This window comes from Desulfocurvus sp. DL1XJH-121, from assembly GCF_054819825.1.
Genome location: NZ_JBTVWW010000008.1, coordinates 59,851 through 77,790, shown reverse-complemented (window position 1 = coordinate 77,790; position 17,940 = coordinate 59,851). Strand labels below are relative to the sequence as shown.

The 17,940-nt window shown below is 66.8% G+C and carries 12 protein-coding genes; 11 read left to right on the top strand and 1 reads right to left on the bottom strand.

All coding sequences use genetic code 11. The features are described from left to right. Window positions 1-53: 53 nt before the first annotated feature. The 10 genes from ACYYG1_RS07570 (at window position 54) to ACYYG1_RS07525 (ending at window position 15,844) form a co-directional block, all read left to right on the top strand. A complete protein-coding gene (locus tag ACYYG1_RS07570; protein WP_461209688.1) occupies window positions 54-3,062 on the top strand; it encodes an AIR synthase-related protein in 3,009 nt (1,002 codons plus the stop codon). A gap of 170 nt (window positions 3,063-3,232) precedes the next feature. Next, on the top strand, window positions 3,233-4,903 hold the full coding sequence (locus ACYYG1_RS07565; RefSeq protein WP_461209687.1) for an FmdE family protein: 1,671 nt from the start codon (window positions 3,233-3,235) through the stop codon (window positions 4,901-4,903). A 497-nt stretch (window positions 4,904-5,400) separates the two neighbouring features. Next, the gene (fdnG, locus tag ACYYG1_RS07560; RefSeq protein WP_461209686.1) at window positions 5,401-8,433 is read left to right on the top strand and encodes a formate dehydrogenase-N subunit alpha; all 3,033 of its coding nucleotides are present in this window, start codon (window positions 5,401-5,403) and stop codon (window positions 8,431-8,433) included. A gap of 55 nt (window positions 8,434-8,488) precedes the next feature. Then, window positions 8,489-9,211: a 4Fe-4S dicluster domain-containing protein gene (locus ACYYG1_RS07555; protein WP_461209685.1), complete on the top strand. Its 723-nt coding sequence runs from the start codon at window positions 8,489-8,491 to the stop codon at window positions 9,209-9,211. An 81-nt stretch (window positions 9,212-9,292) separates the two neighbouring features. Further along, window positions 9,293-10,204, top strand: a complete 912-nt coding sequence (locus ACYYG1_RS07550; RefSeq protein WP_461209684.1) for a formate dehydrogenase accessory protein FdhE — start codon at window positions 9,293-9,295, stop codon at window positions 10,202-10,204. Between the two features lie 27 nt (window positions 10,205-10,231). Next, window positions 10,232-10,423 (top strand): hypothetical protein, encoded by a 192-nt coding sequence (locus ACYYG1_RS07545; RefSeq protein WP_461209683.1) that lies wholly within the window; start codon window positions 10,232-10,234, stop codon window positions 10,421-10,423. 428 nt (window positions 10,424-10,851) lie between these two features. Then, on the top strand, window positions 10,852-13,887 hold the full coding sequence (fdnG, locus tag ACYYG1_RS07540) for a formate dehydrogenase-N subunit alpha (protein ID WP_461209682.1): 3,036 nt from the start codon (window positions 10,852-10,854) through the stop codon (window positions 13,885-13,887). Window positions 13,888-13,931: 44 nt separating this feature from the next. After that, entirely contained in the window at window positions 13,932-14,654 is a 723-nt protein-coding gene (locus ACYYG1_RS07535; protein WP_461209681.1) for a 4Fe-4S dicluster domain-containing protein, read from the top strand. A gap of 66 nt (window positions 14,655-14,720) precedes the next feature. Then, window positions 14,721-15,632 (top strand): formate dehydrogenase accessory protein FdhE, encoded by a 912-nt coding sequence (locus ACYYG1_RS07530; RefSeq protein ID WP_461209680.1) that lies wholly within the window; start codon window positions 14,721-14,723, stop codon window positions 15,630-15,632. Between the two features lie 17 nt (window positions 15,633-15,649). Further along, complete coding sequence (locus ACYYG1_RS07525; RefSeq protein WP_461209679.1) at window positions 15,650-15,844, top strand: hypothetical protein; 195 nt, start codon at window positions 15,650-15,652, stop codon at window positions 15,842-15,844. Between the two features lie 157 nt (window positions 15,845-16,001). Here ACYYG1_RS07525 and ACYYG1_RS07520 read toward each other — a convergent pair whose 3' ends face one another. Further along, complete coding sequence (locus ACYYG1_RS07520; protein ID WP_461209678.1) at window positions 16,002-17,069, bottom strand: TOBE domain-containing protein; 1,068 nt, start codon at window positions 17,067-17,069, stop codon at window positions 16,002-16,004. A 134-nt stretch (window positions 17,070-17,203) separates the two neighbouring features. On the opposite strand from ACYYG1_RS07520, the gene modA reads away from it, so the two are divergent. After that, window positions 17,204-17,938 carry a molybdate ABC transporter substrate-binding protein gene (gene modA / locus ACYYG1_RS07515; RefSeq protein WP_461209677.1) on the top strand — a complete coding sequence of 245 codons (735 nt, stop codon included), beginning with the start codon at window positions 17,204-17,206 and terminating at the stop codon, window positions 17,936-17,938. Window positions 17,939-17,940: the final 2 nt, after the last annotated feature.

Genomic DNA, 17,940 nt, shown 5'->3' with positions numbered 1-17,940 from the left:
GCGGCTTTGCCGCCTTCCTTTTTTTCCGCATCCGAGAACACAGGAGCTGGGACATGTTGCGGCGTATCGAACTGGGGCTCAAGGACCACGTCACGGACAGCGTGGGGCGCAAGGTGGCGAAAGGCATCGGCCACGCCCTGGCCCTGGGCGTGGACAGCTGCCGGATCGTCAAGGTCTTCACGGTCCAGGGAGTGGACGACGCGGGCATCCAGGCCATCCTGGACAACGGGGCCCTGCACGACCCGGTGCTGCACGAGGCGTCGCTCACGCCCGCGGCCAGGGATTTCGACTGGATCATCGAGGTGGGCTTCCGCCCCGGCGTCACGGACAACGAGGGCCGCACGGCCCGCGAATCCGTGGCCCTGGTCCTGGGCCTGGGCAAGGCCAAGGCCGAGTCCATCGCCGTGTACACCTCCACCCAGTACCTGCTCTCCGGCGACCTCTCGGCAGCGGACGCCGAGCGCATCGGCCGTGACTACCTGGCCAACGAGCTGATCCAACGCTTCGAAGTCAAGAGCGCGGCGGACTGGGCCGCGGCCCCGGGCTTTACGGCCCGCGCGGCCCAGGTCACGGGCGAGGCCATGGACGAGGTGCGCGAGATCGACCTGGAGGCCATGGACGACGAGGGCCTGATGGCCTTCTCCCGCGAGAACACCCTGGCCCTGTCGCTGACCGAGATGCGGATGATCCGCGAGCACTACAGGGGCGCGGACGTGCGCGCGGCCCGCGCCAAGGCCGGCCTGCCCCAGAACCCCACCGACGCCGAGGTGGAGAGCCTGGCCCAGACCTGGTCCGAGCACTGCAAGCACAAAATATTCAACGCCAAGATCGACTACGAGAACAAGGAGACCGGTACGCGCAGCGTGGTGGACAGCCTGTTCTCCACCTATATCGCGGGCAGCACCAAGGCCATCCGCCAGGCCAAGGGCGAGGACGACTTCTGCCTCTCCGTGTTCAAGGACAACGCGGGCGTCATCAAGTTCGACGACGACCACAGCGTGTGCATCAAGGTCGAGACCCACAACAGCCCCTCGGCGCTGGACCCCTACGGCGGGGCCCTCACGGGCATCGTGGGCGTGAACCGCGACCCCATGGGCACGGGCATGGGCGCGAACCTGGTCTGCAACACCGATGTCTTCTGCTTCGCCTCGCCCTTCTGGTCCCAGGAGCTGCCCCCGCGTCTGTTGCACCCCCGCCGGGTGCTGGAGGGCGTACGCGAGGGCGTGGAGCACGGCGGCAACAAGTCCGGCATCCCCACGGTGAACGGCTCCCTGGTCTTCCACGACCAGTACCTGGGCAAGCCCCTGGTGTTCTGCGGCACCATCGGCCTGTTGCCCGCCGAGGTGGCGGGCAAGCCCAGCCACGAGAAGGCCGCCCTGCCCGGCGACGCCATCGTCATGACCGGCGGGCGCATCGGCAAGGACGGCATCCACGGGGCCACCTTCTCCTCCGAGGAGCTGCACGAGGGCTCCCCGGCCACGGCCGTGCAGATCGGCGACCCCATCACCCAGCGCAAGATGTACGATTTCCTGATGCGCGCCCGGGACATGGGCCTGTACAACGCCATCACGGACAACGGCGCGGGCGGCCTGTCCTCCTCCGTGGGCGAGATGGCCGAGATGTCCGGCGGCTGCCGCATGGACATCTCCAAGGCCCCGCTGAAGTACGACGGCCTCAGGCCCTGGGAGATCCTGCTTTCCGAGGCCCAGGAGCGCATGACCCTGGCGGTGCCCCAGGACAAGCTCCCCGAGTTCATGGCCCTGGCCGAGGAAATGGACGTGGAGGCCTCGCACCTGGGCGAGTTCACGGATTCCGGCTACTTCCATGTGACCTACGGGGACAAGCCCGTGGCCTACCTGCCCATGGAATTCCTGCACGACGGCGTGCCCCAGATGGAACTCAAGGCCGTGTGGGAGCGCCCGGGCGAGGACGAGCCCTACATGCCCCTGTTCGTTGCCGACCAGGGCGACCTGCTGAAGAAGATGCTCGGCCGCCTGAACGTCTGCTCCAAGGAATACATCGTCCGCCAGTACGACCACGAGGTCCAGGGCGGCAGCGCCGTGAAGCCCCTCACCGGCGCCAAGGCCGACGGACCGGCCGACGCCGGGGCGCTGCGGCCCGTGCTGTCCTCCGACCGGGGCATCGTGGTCTCCCACGGCATCTGCCCCAAGTTCTCGGCCCTGGACACCTACTGGATGATGGCCTCGGCCATCGACGAGGCCGTGCGCAACGCCGTGGCCACGGGCGCGGACCCGCGCCACATGGCGGGCACGGACAACTTCTGCTGGTGCGACCCGGTGCAGTCCGAGAAGACCCCGGACGGCCACTACAAGCTGGCCCAGCTGGTGCGCGCCAACCAGGCCCTGGCCCATTTCTGCCAGGCCTTCGGCGTGCCCTGCATCTCCGGCAAGGACTCCATGAAGAACGACTACACCGGCGGCGAGACCAAGATATCCATCCCGCCCACGGTGCTCTTCTCGGTCCTCGGCGTGGTCCAGGACGTGAACAAGTGCGTGACCTCGGACTTCAAGGCCCCGGGCGACCTGGTCTACATCCTGGGCCTGACCCGCCCCGAGCTGGGCGGCAGCGAGGTCTCGGAACTGTTCAAGGCCCCGTTCTCCGACGTGCCCCAGGTGGACGTGGTCAGCGCGCGCGAGCGCTACCTGGCCCTGCACGGCGCCATCCAGGACGGCCTGATCAGCGCGGCCCACGACCTGTCCGACGGCGGCCTGGGCGTGGCCCTGGCCGAGATGTGCATCGGCGGCCGCCTGGGCGCGGGCGCGGACCTGGCCAAGGTGCCCACCTGCCCGGCCATGGAGACCACGGACCTGCTCTATTCCGAGTCCAACTCGCGGATTCTGGTCAGCGTGCGCCCCGAGAACCGCGAGGCCTTCGAGGCCCGCTTCGCCGGCCAGCACATGGCCCGCATCGGCGAGGTCACCGCGAACCAGGCCCTGATCCTGACCAGGGACGGGGCCCCGGTGCTGGACCAGCCCGTGGAGGCGCTCACCGCCGCCTGGAAGGGCACCTTCGGCACGGACGGCCCGAGCCTGCAGCGCTAGGCCCGACGACATCGTTCCGGCTCCCCGGCCCGGGTTCGCCCCGGGCCGGGGACGCCTTCCACGCATCCCCCCGCAATCCCCACCCGACGCGGCTCCCCACGGCCCCGCCAGTGTCAAACCCTGCCTAGTCTTTTTCTGTTTGACGGGGTATTTTCCTTCCTCTACCTGTGATGAATCCACGCACCCATTGCACGGAGGATATCTTCTTGAGCGACTGCATCGGCAACGAGACCTTCGACGAATTCGTGGAGCGAGCCCGCCGATTTCACGGCTACCCCGCTCCCGGTCTGCTCCTGGGGGGATTCATGGTCGAGGCGGCCAAGGCCCGCCTGCCCAAGGGCATCCTTTTCGACGCCATTTCCGAGACGCCCTGGTGCCTGCCCGACGCCGTGCAGATGCTGACCCCCTGCACTGTGGGCAACGGCTGGCTCAAGGTCCTGAACCTGGGGCTCTACGCCGTGACCCTGTACGACAAGTCCAACGGCGTGGGCGTGCGCGTCAGCGTGGACTACGAACTGCTCTGCAACTACCCGGAATACCGCGTCTGGCTGATGAAGGAAAAACCCAAGCGCGAGCAGGACGACGTGCAGCTGCGCCAGGACATCCGCACGGCCGGGGCGAGCATCTGCCGCGTGGAGCCGGTGCTGGTGCACATCCCCAAGGTGGCGCGCAAGTCCAAGGGCGCCATCGCGGTCTGTCCCCTGTGCGGCCAGCCCTACCCCAAGATCCACGGCCGCATCTGCCGCCTCTGCCAGGGGGAGACTCCCTACGAGAACAATTCCCGCCAGGAATTCCTGGACGGGCCCCAGAACCTCAAGGCCGTGGCCGTCACCGACGCCGAGGGCCGTACGGCCCTGCACGACATGACGCGCATCGTGCCCGGCGAGGACAAGGGCCCGGCCTTCACCCGGGGCCAGGTCATCACGGGCGGAGACATCTGCCGCCTGCAGTCCATGGGCCGCAACCGGGTCTACGTAGAGGACGGCCAGGAGATTCCCCCGGGCTGGGTGCACGAGGACGCGGCGGCCCAGGCCTTCGCCGACGCCCTGTGCGGCGGCGGCGTGGCCATCGCCGGAGACATCCGCGAGGGCAAGGCCAACCTCGTGGCCACGCGCGACGGCCTGCTCACCGTGGACACGGAAGCGCTCACGGCCTTCAACAGCCTCACCGGGGTCATTGCGACCACGCGCCACGACGGCAGCGTGCTCAAGGCCGGGACCCGGGTGGCGGCCACGCGCTCCATCCCCCTGTTCCTGCCCGAGAACGTGTTCCACAAGGCCGTGAACGTCCTGGGGGACAAGCCCGTCCTGCACGTGCGCCCCATGCGCAAGGCCAGGGCGGGCATCCTGATCACCGGCACCGAGGTCTTCCAGGGCCTCATCGAGGACAAATTCGAGCCCGTGATCACGGGCAAGCTCAAGGCCCTGGACTGCGAGGTGCTCCGGACCATCGTCGCGCCCGACGACCGCGAGGCCGTAAGCCGGGGCATCAGGGCGCTCCTGGACGAGGGCTGCGACCTCATCGTGACCACGGCGGGCCTGTCCGTAGACCCCGACGACGTGACCCGCCAGGCCATCATGGACGCCGGGGCCGAGGACCTGGTGCACGGCGCGCCCATCCTGCCCGGGGCCATGACGCTGACCGCGCGCATCGGCACGGCCCAGATACTGGGAGTCCCGGCCTGCGCCCTGTTCTACAAGACCACCAGCCTGGACCTGATCCTGCCCAGGCTCCTGGCCGGGCAGACCCTCGACCGCAAGCTGCTGTCGGCCTTGGGCCACGGCGGCCTGTGCATGGAATGCAAGACCTGCACGTTCCCCAAATGCCCCTTCGGCAAATAACGGACGACCTCTTTTCCCCGCGCCGCATGTTCCGGCATGCGGCGCGGGAAACCTTTCAGACATGATTCCGGCATATTCCGTCCCCTATATAGCACCCCAAAGTATCAGCCCCAACATCACGATTCCATATTTTCCATTTCGATATCGGATGGTTATTCAATTTTTCCGGCTTCTCGCAGTGTAAAACACTGCCTAGTTACGGATTTGTTGACTCGTTCTTCCTCCTATCCCATAGACTAGGATCGAGTTGGGAAAAGACTCTGCGCCACAGGCCCGGCGGCGTTTTCCGCGCAGTCCGGCCAGGACCGGCCGCCAGGGCTAAACGCCTCGGGCGGCCCTGCGGCCTCGACATCGGCCCGGTCCGCCCTGTGTTATGCTTACGCAAGCATAACAAGACCGGGGCCCGGCGCAGAACACAACCCGGGCGGACGCCCGCAGTTCATCCGCGCGGTCCCGAGGGGATTTCCCCGGACCCGCGGCAACAACGGAGGAGGCTTATGACGATCACTCGACGAGGGTTTCTCAAAGTCACGGGGGCCGGAGCTGTAGGCCTGTCCCTGGGACAACTGGGGCTTGATCTCAGTCCGGTCAAGGCCCACGCCTACGGGATGAAGATCGAGGGGGCCAAGGAGGTCATCTCCATCTGTCCCTTCTGCGCCTGCTGCTGCAACGTGCTGATGCACGTCAAGGACGGCAAGGTCGTGAGCGTGGAAGGCGATCCCGACTACCCCGTGAGCGAGGGCGCGCTGTGCGCCAAGGGCGCGGCGCTTCTGTCCATGCACACGGGCAAACACCGCCTGGAAAAGCCCCTGTACCGCGCCCCCCATTCCAGCGAGTGGGTGGAGAAGGACTGGGACTGGACCCTTGAGCGCATCGCCCGCAAGGTCAAGGACACCCGCGACAGCGACTTCAGGAAGCTCAACGCCAAGGGCCAGGTGGTCAACCGCGTGGAGTCCATCTTCCAACTGGGCACGTCCCAGATGGACAACGAGGAATGCACTGTTTCGCATCAAATGCTGAGAGGCCTGGGCGTCGTCCACATGGACCACCAGGCCCGTATCTGACACAGCGCCACTGTTGCGGCTCTGGCAGAGTCGTTCGGACGCGGCGCGATGACCAACCACTGGACCGACATCGCCAACGCTGACGCCATCCTCATCATGGGGAGCAACGCGGCTGAGCACCATCCCATCTCCTTCAAGTGGGTGCTCAAGGCCAAGGACAAGGGCGCCAAGGTGATGCACGTCGATCCCAAATTCTCCAGAACCTCCGCGCGCAGCGACTTCCACGTCCCCCTGCGTTCGGGCACCGATATCGCCTTCCTGGGCGGTATGGTGAAGTACATCCTGGACAACGAGAAGTACTTCAAAGACTACGTGGTGGACTACACCAACGCGGCCTTTGTGGTCAGCAAGGACTTCTCCTTCAACAGCGGCCTGTTCGCGGGCTACGACAAGAAGGGCAGGAAGTACGACAAGTCCAAATGGGCCTTCGAGAAGGACGAAGACGGCGTGCCCGTCAGGGACAAGACCCTCGCGAACGACCGCTGCGTCCTGAACCTGATGCGCAAGCACTACGCCCGCTACACCCTGGACCGCGTATCCAGCACCACGGGCGTGGCCAAGAAGGACCTGCAGAGAGTCTACGAGACCTTCGCGGCCACGGGCAAGGCCGACAAGGCCGGCACCGTGATGTACGCCCTGGGCTGGACCCAGCACACCGTGGGCGTGCAGAACATCCGCCTCTCGGCCATCGTGCAGCTGCTCCTCGGCAACATCGGCGTGGCCGGCGGCGGCATCAACGCCCTGCGCGGCGAGCCCAACGTGCAGGGGTCCACGGACCACTGCATCCTGTACCACATCCTGCCGGGCTACCTGCCCGTGCCCAGGGCCAAGTGGGACAGCCTCGAGGCCTACAACAAGGCCAACACCCCGGTGAGCCACGACCCGCAGAGCGCCAACTGGTGGCAGCACAAGCCCAAGTACATGGCCAGCCTCCTGAAGGGCTGGTACGGCGACTACGCCACGCCGGAGAACGGCTTCGGCTACGACTGGCTGCCGCGTTGCGACGACGACGGCGACTACTCGTACATCTTCCTGTTCGACAGGATGTACAAGGGCAAGGTCAAGGGCGGCTTCGTGTTCGGCACCAACCCGGCCCAGAGCGCGCCCAACAGCCACAAGGTGCGCCGCGCCATGCAGAACCTCGACTGGCTGGTGGTGGGCGAACTGCACCACACCGAGACCAGCGACTTCTGGCGCGGCCCGGGCGTGGATCCCGCGTCCGTGGGCACCGAGGTCTTCCTGCTGCCCAGCGCCCAGCGCGGGGAAAAGGAAGGCAGCGTGACCAACTCCGGCCGCTGGATGATGTGGCACTACATGGCCCAGAAGCCCATCGTGCAGTCCAAGCCCATGGGCGCCATGGTGGTGGACATCATGAACGCCGTCCGCAAGCTGTACCGCGAGGAGACCGGGGTCTTCCCCGAGCCCATCGTGAACATGGACTGGCCCGTCGCCTACGACCCGGACATGCTGGCCAAGCGCAACAACGGCTGGTTCACCCGGGACGTGGAGATCGGCGGCAAGGCGTACAAGAAGGGCCAGCAGGTGCCGAGCTTCACCAGGCTCGCCGACGACGGGTCCACCGTGAGCACCAACTGGCTGCAATGCGGCTCGTACCCCGACTCCGGCAACCTGGCCAAGCGCCGCGACCACTCCCAGACCCCCATGCAGGAGAACATCGGGCTGTTCCCGAACTTCTCCTGGGCCTGGCCCGTGAACCGGCGCGTGCTCTACAACCGCGCGTCCGTGGACAAGAACGGCAAGCCCTGGAACCCGGCCAAGGCCGTCATCGAATGGCAGGACGGCAAGTGGGTGGGCGACATCCCCGACGGGGGCTGGCCGCCCCTGGCCACGGGCAAGGGCCGCTACCCGTTCATCATGCACACCGAAGGCCACGCCCAGCTGTTCGGCCCCGGCCGGCAGGAAGGCCCCTTCCCCGAGCACTACGAGCCCATGGAGACGCCGCTTACGAGCAACCCGTTCTCCGGGCAGCTCAACAACCCCTGCGCCAAGATTGCCTACAGCGACGCCGACGCCCTGGCCAAGCCCGGGGACAAGCGCTTCCCCATCGTGCTGACCACCTACTGCCTCACGGAGCACTGGTGCGGCGGCGGCGAAACCCGCAACACCCCGGCGCTGCTTGAGGCCGAGCCCCAGCAGTACGTGGAGATGAGCCACGAGCTGGCCAAGGAGAGGGGCATCAAGAACGGCGACGTGGTCGTGGTGGAGAGCATCCGGGGCAGCGTGGAGGCCGTGGCCATGGTCACGGTGCGCATGCGGCCCCTGAAGGTCCAGGGCAGGACCATCCACGAGGTGGGCATGCCCTTCTGCTTCGGCTGGACCACGCCCAAATGCGGCGACGCCGTGAACCGGCTGACCCCGTCCGTGGGCGACCCCAACACCACCATACCGGAATACAAGGCGTCACTGGTGAACATCCGCAAGGCCGACAAGGTGACGGAACTGTAGCAACCACAGGCCGGCGGGCCCCTGACCCGTCGGCAAAGCCAAAAGGAGTCGAACCATGCCCAAGGCATTCCTTATCGACACCACGCGCTGCACGGCTTGCCGCGGTTGCCAAGTCGCCTGCAAGGAATGGCACAACCTGCCAGCCGTGAAGACCAGGCAGCGGGGGACGCATCAGAATCCCCCGGACCTGAACCCCTACAACTACAAACTGGTGCGCTTCTCCGAGCACCTCATCGACGGCGTGGTGCGCTGGTACTTCTTCCCGGACCAGTGCCGCCACTGCCTGGCTCCGCCCTGCATGTCCGTGGCTTCGGACTATGTGGAGGGGGCCGTGATCCAGGATTCGGACACCGGAGCGGTGATCTACACGGACCTCAGCAAGCGGCTGTCCGCCGAGGAGTTCCAGGAGGTCCGCGAGTCGTGCCCCTACGACATCCCGCGGCGCGACACCGCCTCCGGCCTGATGAGCAAATGCGACATGTGCATCGACCGCGTGAAGAACGACAAGTTGCCCATGTGCGTGGCCACCTGCGCCATGGGGGCCATGAACTTCGGAGAGCGCGACGACATGCTGGCCCTGGCCCGGGAACGCCTGGCCAAGGTCAAGGGAGAGTTCCCCAGGGCCTCCCTGGCCGATCCGGACGACGTGGCGGTCATCTACCTGCTGGCCGACGAACCCCAGCGCCTGCATGAGCGCGCCGTGGCCCAGGCCTTGCCGCCCATGAGCCGCAAGGCGTTGTTCGCCAAGCTGGGGCGTCCGCTGGCCAAGCTCGGCTAGACGACCGCAACGGACACCTCCATCCGAATCGGGCGGCGGGGGCCGAGGCCCCCGCCGCCGCATACCAGCATGGTGACGCACATGGAACAGACACGGGACGCCCAACGCATTCAGGACGGGGCCAGGCGGCTGCGCGAAAAGGACCGCAGCCTGGCGCCCATCCTCGGCGCCTTCGAACCCCTGCTCATGGAATTGGCCCGGGCCAGGGCGCGGCTCCTGGACCAGGGCGCCGATCCCGCGCCCATGGACCGCGAGAAACTCGGCCGGGGCGTGCCCCTGTTCGTGGACGCCCCCCTGGGCGGCCACGCCGGGGCCTTCGTGTCGGCCGCGCGCACGGTCCTGCCCGTCACGGGCCGGGCCTTCGTGCGCATCGCCGACGACCTGCGCAAGATCCTCTACGCCCTGGAAAACGAGACCCTGGACCCGGCCGCCCTCATGGAGGCCGCCATGTCCGGCGACGCCCAGGCCCTGAAGAAGCTGGCCCGCGCCACGGACGCGGGGCGGGCCGCTCTGGAACTGGCCGTGGCCCTGGCCATGCGGCCCGTGCTGCAGACGGCGGGCCGGGACATAGTCGAAAACCTGGACCTGGGCTCCTGGGGCCGGGGCTACTGCCCCCTGTGCGGGGCCGCTCCCGGGCTGGCCATCCTGCGCAAGTCCGGGGAGGACGACCCCTACCTGAAGAGCCACGGAGGCCAGCGCTGGCTGGTCTGCTCGCGCTGCTCGTCCCAGTGGCGGTTCAAGCGCCACGCCTGCCCGCATTGCGGCAACGAGGAGCACGACACCCTGGAATACTTCCACCTGGAAGGGCAGCGCCACAAGCGCGCGGACCTCTGCCGCGCCTGCGGCCGCTACCTGGCGACCTACGACGCCGCGCAGGCCGAGGAGGACCCCGTTCCCGAGGTCACGGCCCTGGGGCTGCTGCCCCTGGACATCCTCATGCAGCGCGACGGGTTCCAGCCCGTGGCGCAGACCCTCTGGAACCGCGTCGACTGACCGGCGGCCCCGCCGCGGGAGGACGATATGAACAGACTCTTGCTGGCCACGGCGTTGGCGGCGCTGCTCCTGGGCGGATGCGCCCTGATGGGCGGCGGCGGCGACGACGAGGCCCTTGTCAGGTGCCAAGCCGAGGCGGACCGGCAATACAAGGCCCGCTACACCGACAAATGGAACCGGGCCGTGGACCAGTGCCTCCGGGAGAGCCGGACGCGCTGACCACGCCCTCTCAAGCCCCCACACGGAGCGGCCGGGCCCCTGATTCTTTGTAAAAAAATCCGGCCGCTCCTCATTTTTCCCTCTTTTCCCAACACACGCCCCCAAACCTTTCCCTGTTAATATCCAGCCTGTTGTTCAACGATTTTTCAGTTTTCCCTGTGTAAAAATCTGCCTACCTCCCGTGTTGCTTGACGTCCATAGACAGCATCCATAGAACACTATCAGATTTTTATATAACAGGACGGGTCGTCCGGGTGGCCGCTCCGTCCAGGTCGTGCTGCGCGGCCGTTACTATGCTCCAAGGAGCATAATAACGGCCCGCCAGGAAAATGACCGTCCCGGGGGACCTCGCGGTCCATGCGGAACGGCCGCGAACCCGCGCACGCAGATGCCTTGAAAGGCGGCGCGGCAACTACGGAGGAGGCTGTATGACGATCACGCGAAGAGGTTTCCTGAAGGTCACAGGAGCCGGGGCCGTGGGCCTGTCCCTGGGCCAACTCGGCTTCGATCTCAGCCCGGTCAAGGCGCACGCCTTTGAGATGAAGATCGAAGGCGCACAAGAGGTCATCTCCATCTGTCCCTTCTGCGCCTGCTGCTGCAACGTGCTGATGCACGTGAAAGACGGCGCCATCGTGAACGTGGAAGGCGACCCGGACTATCCGGTGAGCGAGGGCGGGCTGTGCGCCAAGGGCGCGGCGCTGCTGTCCATGCACGTCAACGAGCACCGCCTGGACAGGCCCCTGTACCGCGCCCCGGGCTCGGACCACTGGGAGGAGAAGGACTGGGACTGGATGCTTGAACGCATCGCCCGCCGCGTCAAGGACACCCGCGACCAGAACTTCAAGCGCGTCAACGACAAGGGCCAGGTGGTCAACCGCCTGGAGGCCATCTTCCAGCTCGGCTCCTCGCAGATGGACAACGAGGAGCTCGCCGTGTCCCACCAGATGCTCCGGGGCCTGGGCGTGGTGCACATGGACCACCAGGCGCGCGTCTGCCACAGCTCCACGGTGTCGGCCCTGGCCGAGTCCTTCGGCCGCGGCGCCATGACCAACCACTGGCAGGACATCCAGTACGCCAAGTCCATCCTGATCATGGGCAGCAACGCCGCCGAGCACCATCCCATCTCCTTCAAATGGGTGCTCAAGGCCAAGGACAAGGGCGCCACGGTCATGCACGTGGATCCCAAGTTCTCGCGCACCTCGGCGCGCTGCGACTTCCACGTGCCCCTGCGCTCGGGCACGGACATCGCGTTTTTGGGCGGCATGCTCAAGTACATCCTGGACAACGAGCTGTACTTCAAGGAGTACGTCGTCGAATACACCAACGCCGCCTTCGTGGTGGGCGAGGACTTCTCCTTCAACAGCGGCCTGTTCGCGGGCTACGACAGGAAGGGCAAGAAATACGACAAGACCAAATGGGCCTTCGAGAAGGACAAGAACGGCGTGCCCGTGCGGGACAAGACCCTCAAGCACCCGCGTTGCGTCATGAGCCTGCTCAAGAAGCACTACTCCCGCTACACCCTGGACCGCGTGTCCAGCACCACGGGCGTGGCCAAGAAGGACCTCCTGCGCGTGTACAAGGCCTACACGGTCACGGGCAAGCCCGACCAGGCCGGGACCATCATGTACGCCCTGGGCTGGACCCAGCACACCGTGGGCGTGCAGAACATCCGCCTCTCGGCCATGGTCCAGCTGCTGCTCGGCAACATCGGCGTGGCCGGCGGCGGCATCAGCGCCCTGCGCGGCGAGCCCAACGTGCAGGGGTCCACTGACCACTGTCTGCTCTACCACATCCTGCCGGGCTACCTGCCCCTGCCCAGGGCCCAGTGGCCCTCCCTTACGGAGTACAACAAGGCCAACACCCCGGTCAGCCACGACCCGCAGAGCGCCAACTGGTGGCAGCACAAGCCCAAGTACATGGCCAGCCTGCTGAAGAACTGGTTCGGCGACAAGGGCACGGCGGAGAACGGCTTCGGCTACGACTGGCTGCCGCGCGGCGACCACCGGGGCGACTACTCCTACATCTTCCTGTTCGACCGCATGTACAAGGGCGAGATCAAGGGCGGGTTCGTGCTTGGCACCAACCCGGCCCAGAGCGTGCCCAACACCAACAAGGCCCGCAAGGCCCTGCAGAATCTCGACTGGATGGTGGTGGGCGAACTGCACCACACCGAGACCAGCGACTTCTGGCACGGCCCGGGCGTGAACCCCAGCGACGTGAAGACCGAGGTCTTCCTGCTGCCCAGCTGCCAGCGCGGCGAAAAGGCGGGCAGCGTGACCAACTCCGGCCGCTGGCTGATGTGGCACTACATAGCCCAGCAGCCCTACGGCCAGTCCATCTCCCTGGGCCACATGGCCGTGGACATCTTCAACGCCGTGCGCACGCTCTATCGCGAGGAGGACGGGGTCTTCCCCGAGCCCATCCTGAACATGGACTGGCCCCGGGCCTTCGACCCGGACGATATGGCCAAGCGCATCAACGGCTGGTTCACCAGGGACGTGACCATCGGCGACAAGGCCTTCAAAAAGGGCCAACTGGTGCCCGGCTTCGCCAAACTCGCGGACGACGGCTCCACGGCCTGCGCCAACTGGCTGTATTCCGGCTCCTTCACCGAAGCCGGCGAAAACCTGGCCAAACGCCGCGACCACAGCCAGACCCCCATGCAGAAGAACGTCAGCCTGTTCCCGAACTTCGCCTGGTGCTGGCCCATGAACCGGCGCATGCTCTACAATCGCGCCTCCGTGGACGCCAACGGCAAGCCCTGGAACAAGGAACTGCCCATCATCGACTGGCAGGACGGCAAATGGGTGGGCGACATCCCCGACGGCGGCTGGCCGCCCCTGGCCTCGGGCAAGGGCCGCTACCCGTTCATCATGCACACCGAGGGCCACGGCCAACTGTTCGGCCCGGGCCGCGAGGACGGCCCCTTCCCCGAGCACTACGAGCCCATGGAGACGCCGCTGACCAGCAACCCGTTCTCCTCGCAGATGAACAACCCCTGCGCCAAGGTGGCCTACAGCGACGCCGATGTCCTGGCCAGGAACGGCGACAAGCGCTACCCCATCGTGCTCACCACCTACTCGCTGACGGAGCACTGGTGCGGCGGCGGCGAAACCCGCAACACCCCGGTGCTGCTTGAGGCCGAGCCCCAGCAATACGTGGAGATGAGCCACGAGCTGGCCAAGGAAAAGGGCATCGAAAACGGAGACGTGGTCATCGTGGAGAGCGCGCGCGGCCAGGTGGAGGCCGTGGCCATGGTCACGGTGCGCATGCGCCCCATGAAGGTCCAAGGCCGCATCATCCACGAGGTGGGCATGCCCTACTGCTTCGGCTGGACCACGCCCAGATGCGGCGACGCCGTGAACCGGCTGACTCCCTCGGTGGGCGACCCCAACACCACCATCCCGGAATTCAAGGCGTCCCTGGTCAACGTCCGCAAGGCCCACAAGGTCACGGAGCTGTAGCCAACGGCCCGGCCCATGGCCGGGCATGACAAGGAGTTGAAACCATGCCCAAGGCATTCCTCATAGACACGACGCGCTGCACGGCCTGCCGCGGCTGCCAGGTGGCCTGCAAAGAGTGGCACAACCTGCCCGTGGTCAAGACCAAGCAGCGGGGGACGCACCAGAATCCCCCGGACCTGAATCCCTACAACTACAAGCTGGTGCGCTTCTCGGAGCACCTCATCGACGGCGTGGTGCGCTGGTACTTCTTCCCGGACCAGTGCCGCCACTGCATCCAGCCCCCCTGCCTGATGACGGCCGAGGACTATGTTCCCGGCGCCATCGTCAAGGACGAGGACACCGGGGCGGTGCTGTACACCGAACTGACCCGCCACCTGAGCAAGGAGGAGTTCGAGGAGGTCCGCCAAGCGTGCCCCTACGACATCCCCCGGCGCGAGAGCGGCACGGGCCTGGTGTCCAAGTGCGACATGTGCATCGACCGAGTGAAGAACGGCCGCCTGCCCTCCTGCGTGCATACCTGCGCCATGGGCGCCATGCAGTTCGGGGAGCGCGACGACATGCTGGCCCTGGCGGAAAAGCGCCTGGCCAAGGTCAAGCCGGACTTTCCCAACGCCTCCCTGGCCGATCCCGACGACGTGGCCGTGATCTACCTGTTGGCCGACAAGCCCGAGCGTCTGCACAAGAACGCCGTGGCCGCGGCCATGGGGCCCATGACCCGCAAATCGCTCTTCGCCAGGCTGGCTAGGCCTTTGGCCAGACTGGGGTAGACACCTCCACCCCAACCCGGCGGCGGGGGCGTTCGCGCCCCCGCCCCCCCCCACGAGGAGCGAAACATGAAGAATACGGAAGAATTCAAGCGCTTGCACGCCTGGACAACACAAGTGGGCAACCGCGACGCCACCCTGACGCCGATCCTCAAATCCCTGGAGCCGCTGTACAAGGAACTGGTGCGCATGCACGCGGCGCTCCTGGCCGCCGGCCTGCGGCCCACCGGGGACGGAGACGGCAGAATGGCGCGGGGCATGCCCCTGTACGTGGACACGCCCATGGGGGATTACGCCCAGGCCTTCCTGGCGGCGTCGCGCAAGATCGTCCCGGCCATGGCCCAGGCCTTCCCCGGCCTGTCCGAGGAGCTGCGCAAGGCCATGTACGCCCTGGAATCCGACGCCCTGGACCCGGCCCCGCTCATGGAGGACAACATCGTGGGCAACGAGCCCGGGATCGAGGCCCAGGCCTTGCGGGCGGGCATCGCCCCGGCCACGGCCTCCCTGGTGGCCACCCTGGTCATGCGCCCCGTGCTGCTTGCGGCCGGGCGCGACGTCCTGGCCTCCGCAGACATGGGTTCCTGGGGCAAGGGCTACTGTCCCCTGTGCGGGGGCGGGCCCAGCGTGGCCGTCCTGCGCAAGGCCGGGCAGGACGACGCCTACCTCAAGAGCCACGGCGGACAGCGCTGGCTGAGCTGCTCGCGCTGCGCGGCCGAATGGCGCTTCAAGCGCCACGCCTGCCCGCACTGCGGCAACGAGAAGCACGGCACCCTGGAATACTTCCGCCTGGAGAACAACGAGCGCCATCGCGCGGACCTCTGCCGCGCCTGCGGCCGCTATCTGACGACCTACGACGCCACGCAGGCCGACGAGGATCCCGTGGCCGAGGTCACGGCCCTGGGGCTGCTGCCCCTGGACATCCTCATGCAGCGCGACGGGTTCCAGCCCGTGGCGCGCACCTTCTGGAACCGCATCGACTGATGGCCGGGGAGGACACGATGAAGACTATCTGCATGGCCGCCGTGCTGGCCGCCCTGCTCCTGACGGGCTGCGCCGCCGGAAGCGGCCCCCGAGACGACGAGGACCTGCTCATCCGCTGCAGGGCCCAGGCCGACCAGTTCCACAAGGGCCGCTACAACACGGAATGGAACCTGGCCGTGGAAAAATGCCTGGAGGAACACCGGGCGGACTAGGCCGGCCGCACAAAAATTCCAGTCCCATCCCGCAGGCCGTTCCAGAGGTGTGAGATGCGAGGAAACGGGAAAATCCAGGGCGCGCTGTGTATTAAATATACATGAGCGGTCTGGATTTTCCCGCTGACGAAGCAGATCGCGCCGCTGGGACGGTCTGCTAGAGGGCGTTGAGAACCACGGCCATGGCCTTGAACCGAAACTGGACCAGATCGCCCGGGCCCACGCCCAACTCGTCCAGGGACGCGGATGAAACCAGGGCGCACAGGGACACGCCCTCGGCGGATTCGCCCACGACCTCGGCCACGATCTCGGTGCGCCGCACATCCGTGAGCACCGCGGCGAAGCTGTTGCGCGCCGAGCCCGTGTTCCGGTCCGCGCAGACCACCTCCACCAGCGGGGCCTTGATCGTGGCCGCCACGGGCACCCCTGGCCCGAGGCCCAGGTTCAGGGCGCTCTCCGCCGTGATGATGGCGTAGAGCGGCAGCCCGCCGTAGGTGGCCAGGCGCACCTCGGCCATGACCCCGTCGCGCAGCACCGATTCCACACGGCAGGGGAAGGTGTTGCGCGCGCTGGTGCGCAGGGGCAGGTCGTCGGGGGCCAGGCGGCGCACGATGTGTTGCGCGTCCTCGCTGGTATAGGCCTGGAACACGGCCGTGAGGTCCGTGGACGACTGGCCGAGCACATCGCGCACCACGGTCAGCGGCACGCCGCTCCTGAGGAGCTCCACCGCGCGCGAGGCGCGCAGGATCCGGGGCGAGGCCAGCTCCCGGGGCACGCCGCAGTCCTCGGCCCGGGCGTAAAACACGCGCCGCACGTATCCGGAATCCATGACGAAAGCCTTGCCGCGCAGGCTCGCGCCCATGGGCCCCTCCAAAAAGATTCTCAGCTCGCGGCACAACCCCTGGGGCAGGGGCACCGTGCGCTCGTGCCCGGGCGCGCCGAACACGGCCTCCCTCCTCTCCAGGTCCAGGTCGCGGGCGTCGTCCAGGCCCACGACCTCCCCCAGGCGCGCGCCGCTGTAGCGCACCAGAAGGAAGAACAAACGCATGCGCTCGCGCGAACGGCGCACGTCCGCCCGGGGCGTGGCCTCGCACCAATGGCGGAAGGAGGTCTCCATGCGCGCCAGCTGCGCGCCGTCCATGTGCCGCACCCCGTCGGGCACGGTGAACACCTGGCACGGGTCCAGTTTCCCGCCAGCGCCCTGACCAGCGTCCTCAACACCCATGCGGCCTCCAGAAGTCACGGTTTCGACCATAAGCGTGATACCTTTGCCCCTGCCGTCCGGAGAACGTAATGCTACTCACTCGGAAAAAGCAACGTGCCGCATCGTGCTCACAACCGCAACACCCGGAGCATTTCATGAAACGCTTTGCCACCTTACTCGTCGTCCTGGTACTGGCCCTGCCGGCCCCGGTCCTGGCGGCCGACCTGCTCATCGCGCAGGCCGCCAACTTCATGCCCGCCATGCAGGAGATCATCCCGGCCTTTGAAAAGGCTTCGGGCATCAAGGCCGAGGCCACCTACACCTCCACGGGCAAACTCTACGGCCAGATCGTCAACGGCGCGCCCTTCGACATCTTCCTGGCCGCCGACGAAAAGCGTCCGGCCAAGCTGTTCAAGGACGGCCAGTGCGAGAAGCCGTTCGTCTACGCCCTGGGCCAGGTGGTCCTGTGGTCCAGCAAGCCCGAGCTGTGCAAGATGCCCTGGCCCGAGGCCGTGCTGAGCAAGACCGCCACCAAGGTCGCCATCGCCAACACCGAGACCGCGCCCTACGGCACCTCCTCCATGAAGGCCATGCAGACCGTGGGCATCTGGGACAAGGTGCAGGACAAGCTGGTGTTCGGCCAGAGCATCGCCCAGGCCTTCCAGTACGCGCACACCGGGTCGGCTGACGCCGGATTCTGCGCCTACTCCTCGGTCTTCACCGACGAGGGCAAGAAGGGCTGCTACACCGTGGTGCCCGAGGCCCCCAACGTGGTCCAGGCCGCCTGCGTGCTGAAAAACGCCGAGCACAAGGACGCCGCCGCCAAATTCGCTAAATTCCTGGCCGGCCCCGAAGTGGCCGCCATCAAGGCCAAGTACGGATACAAATAGAT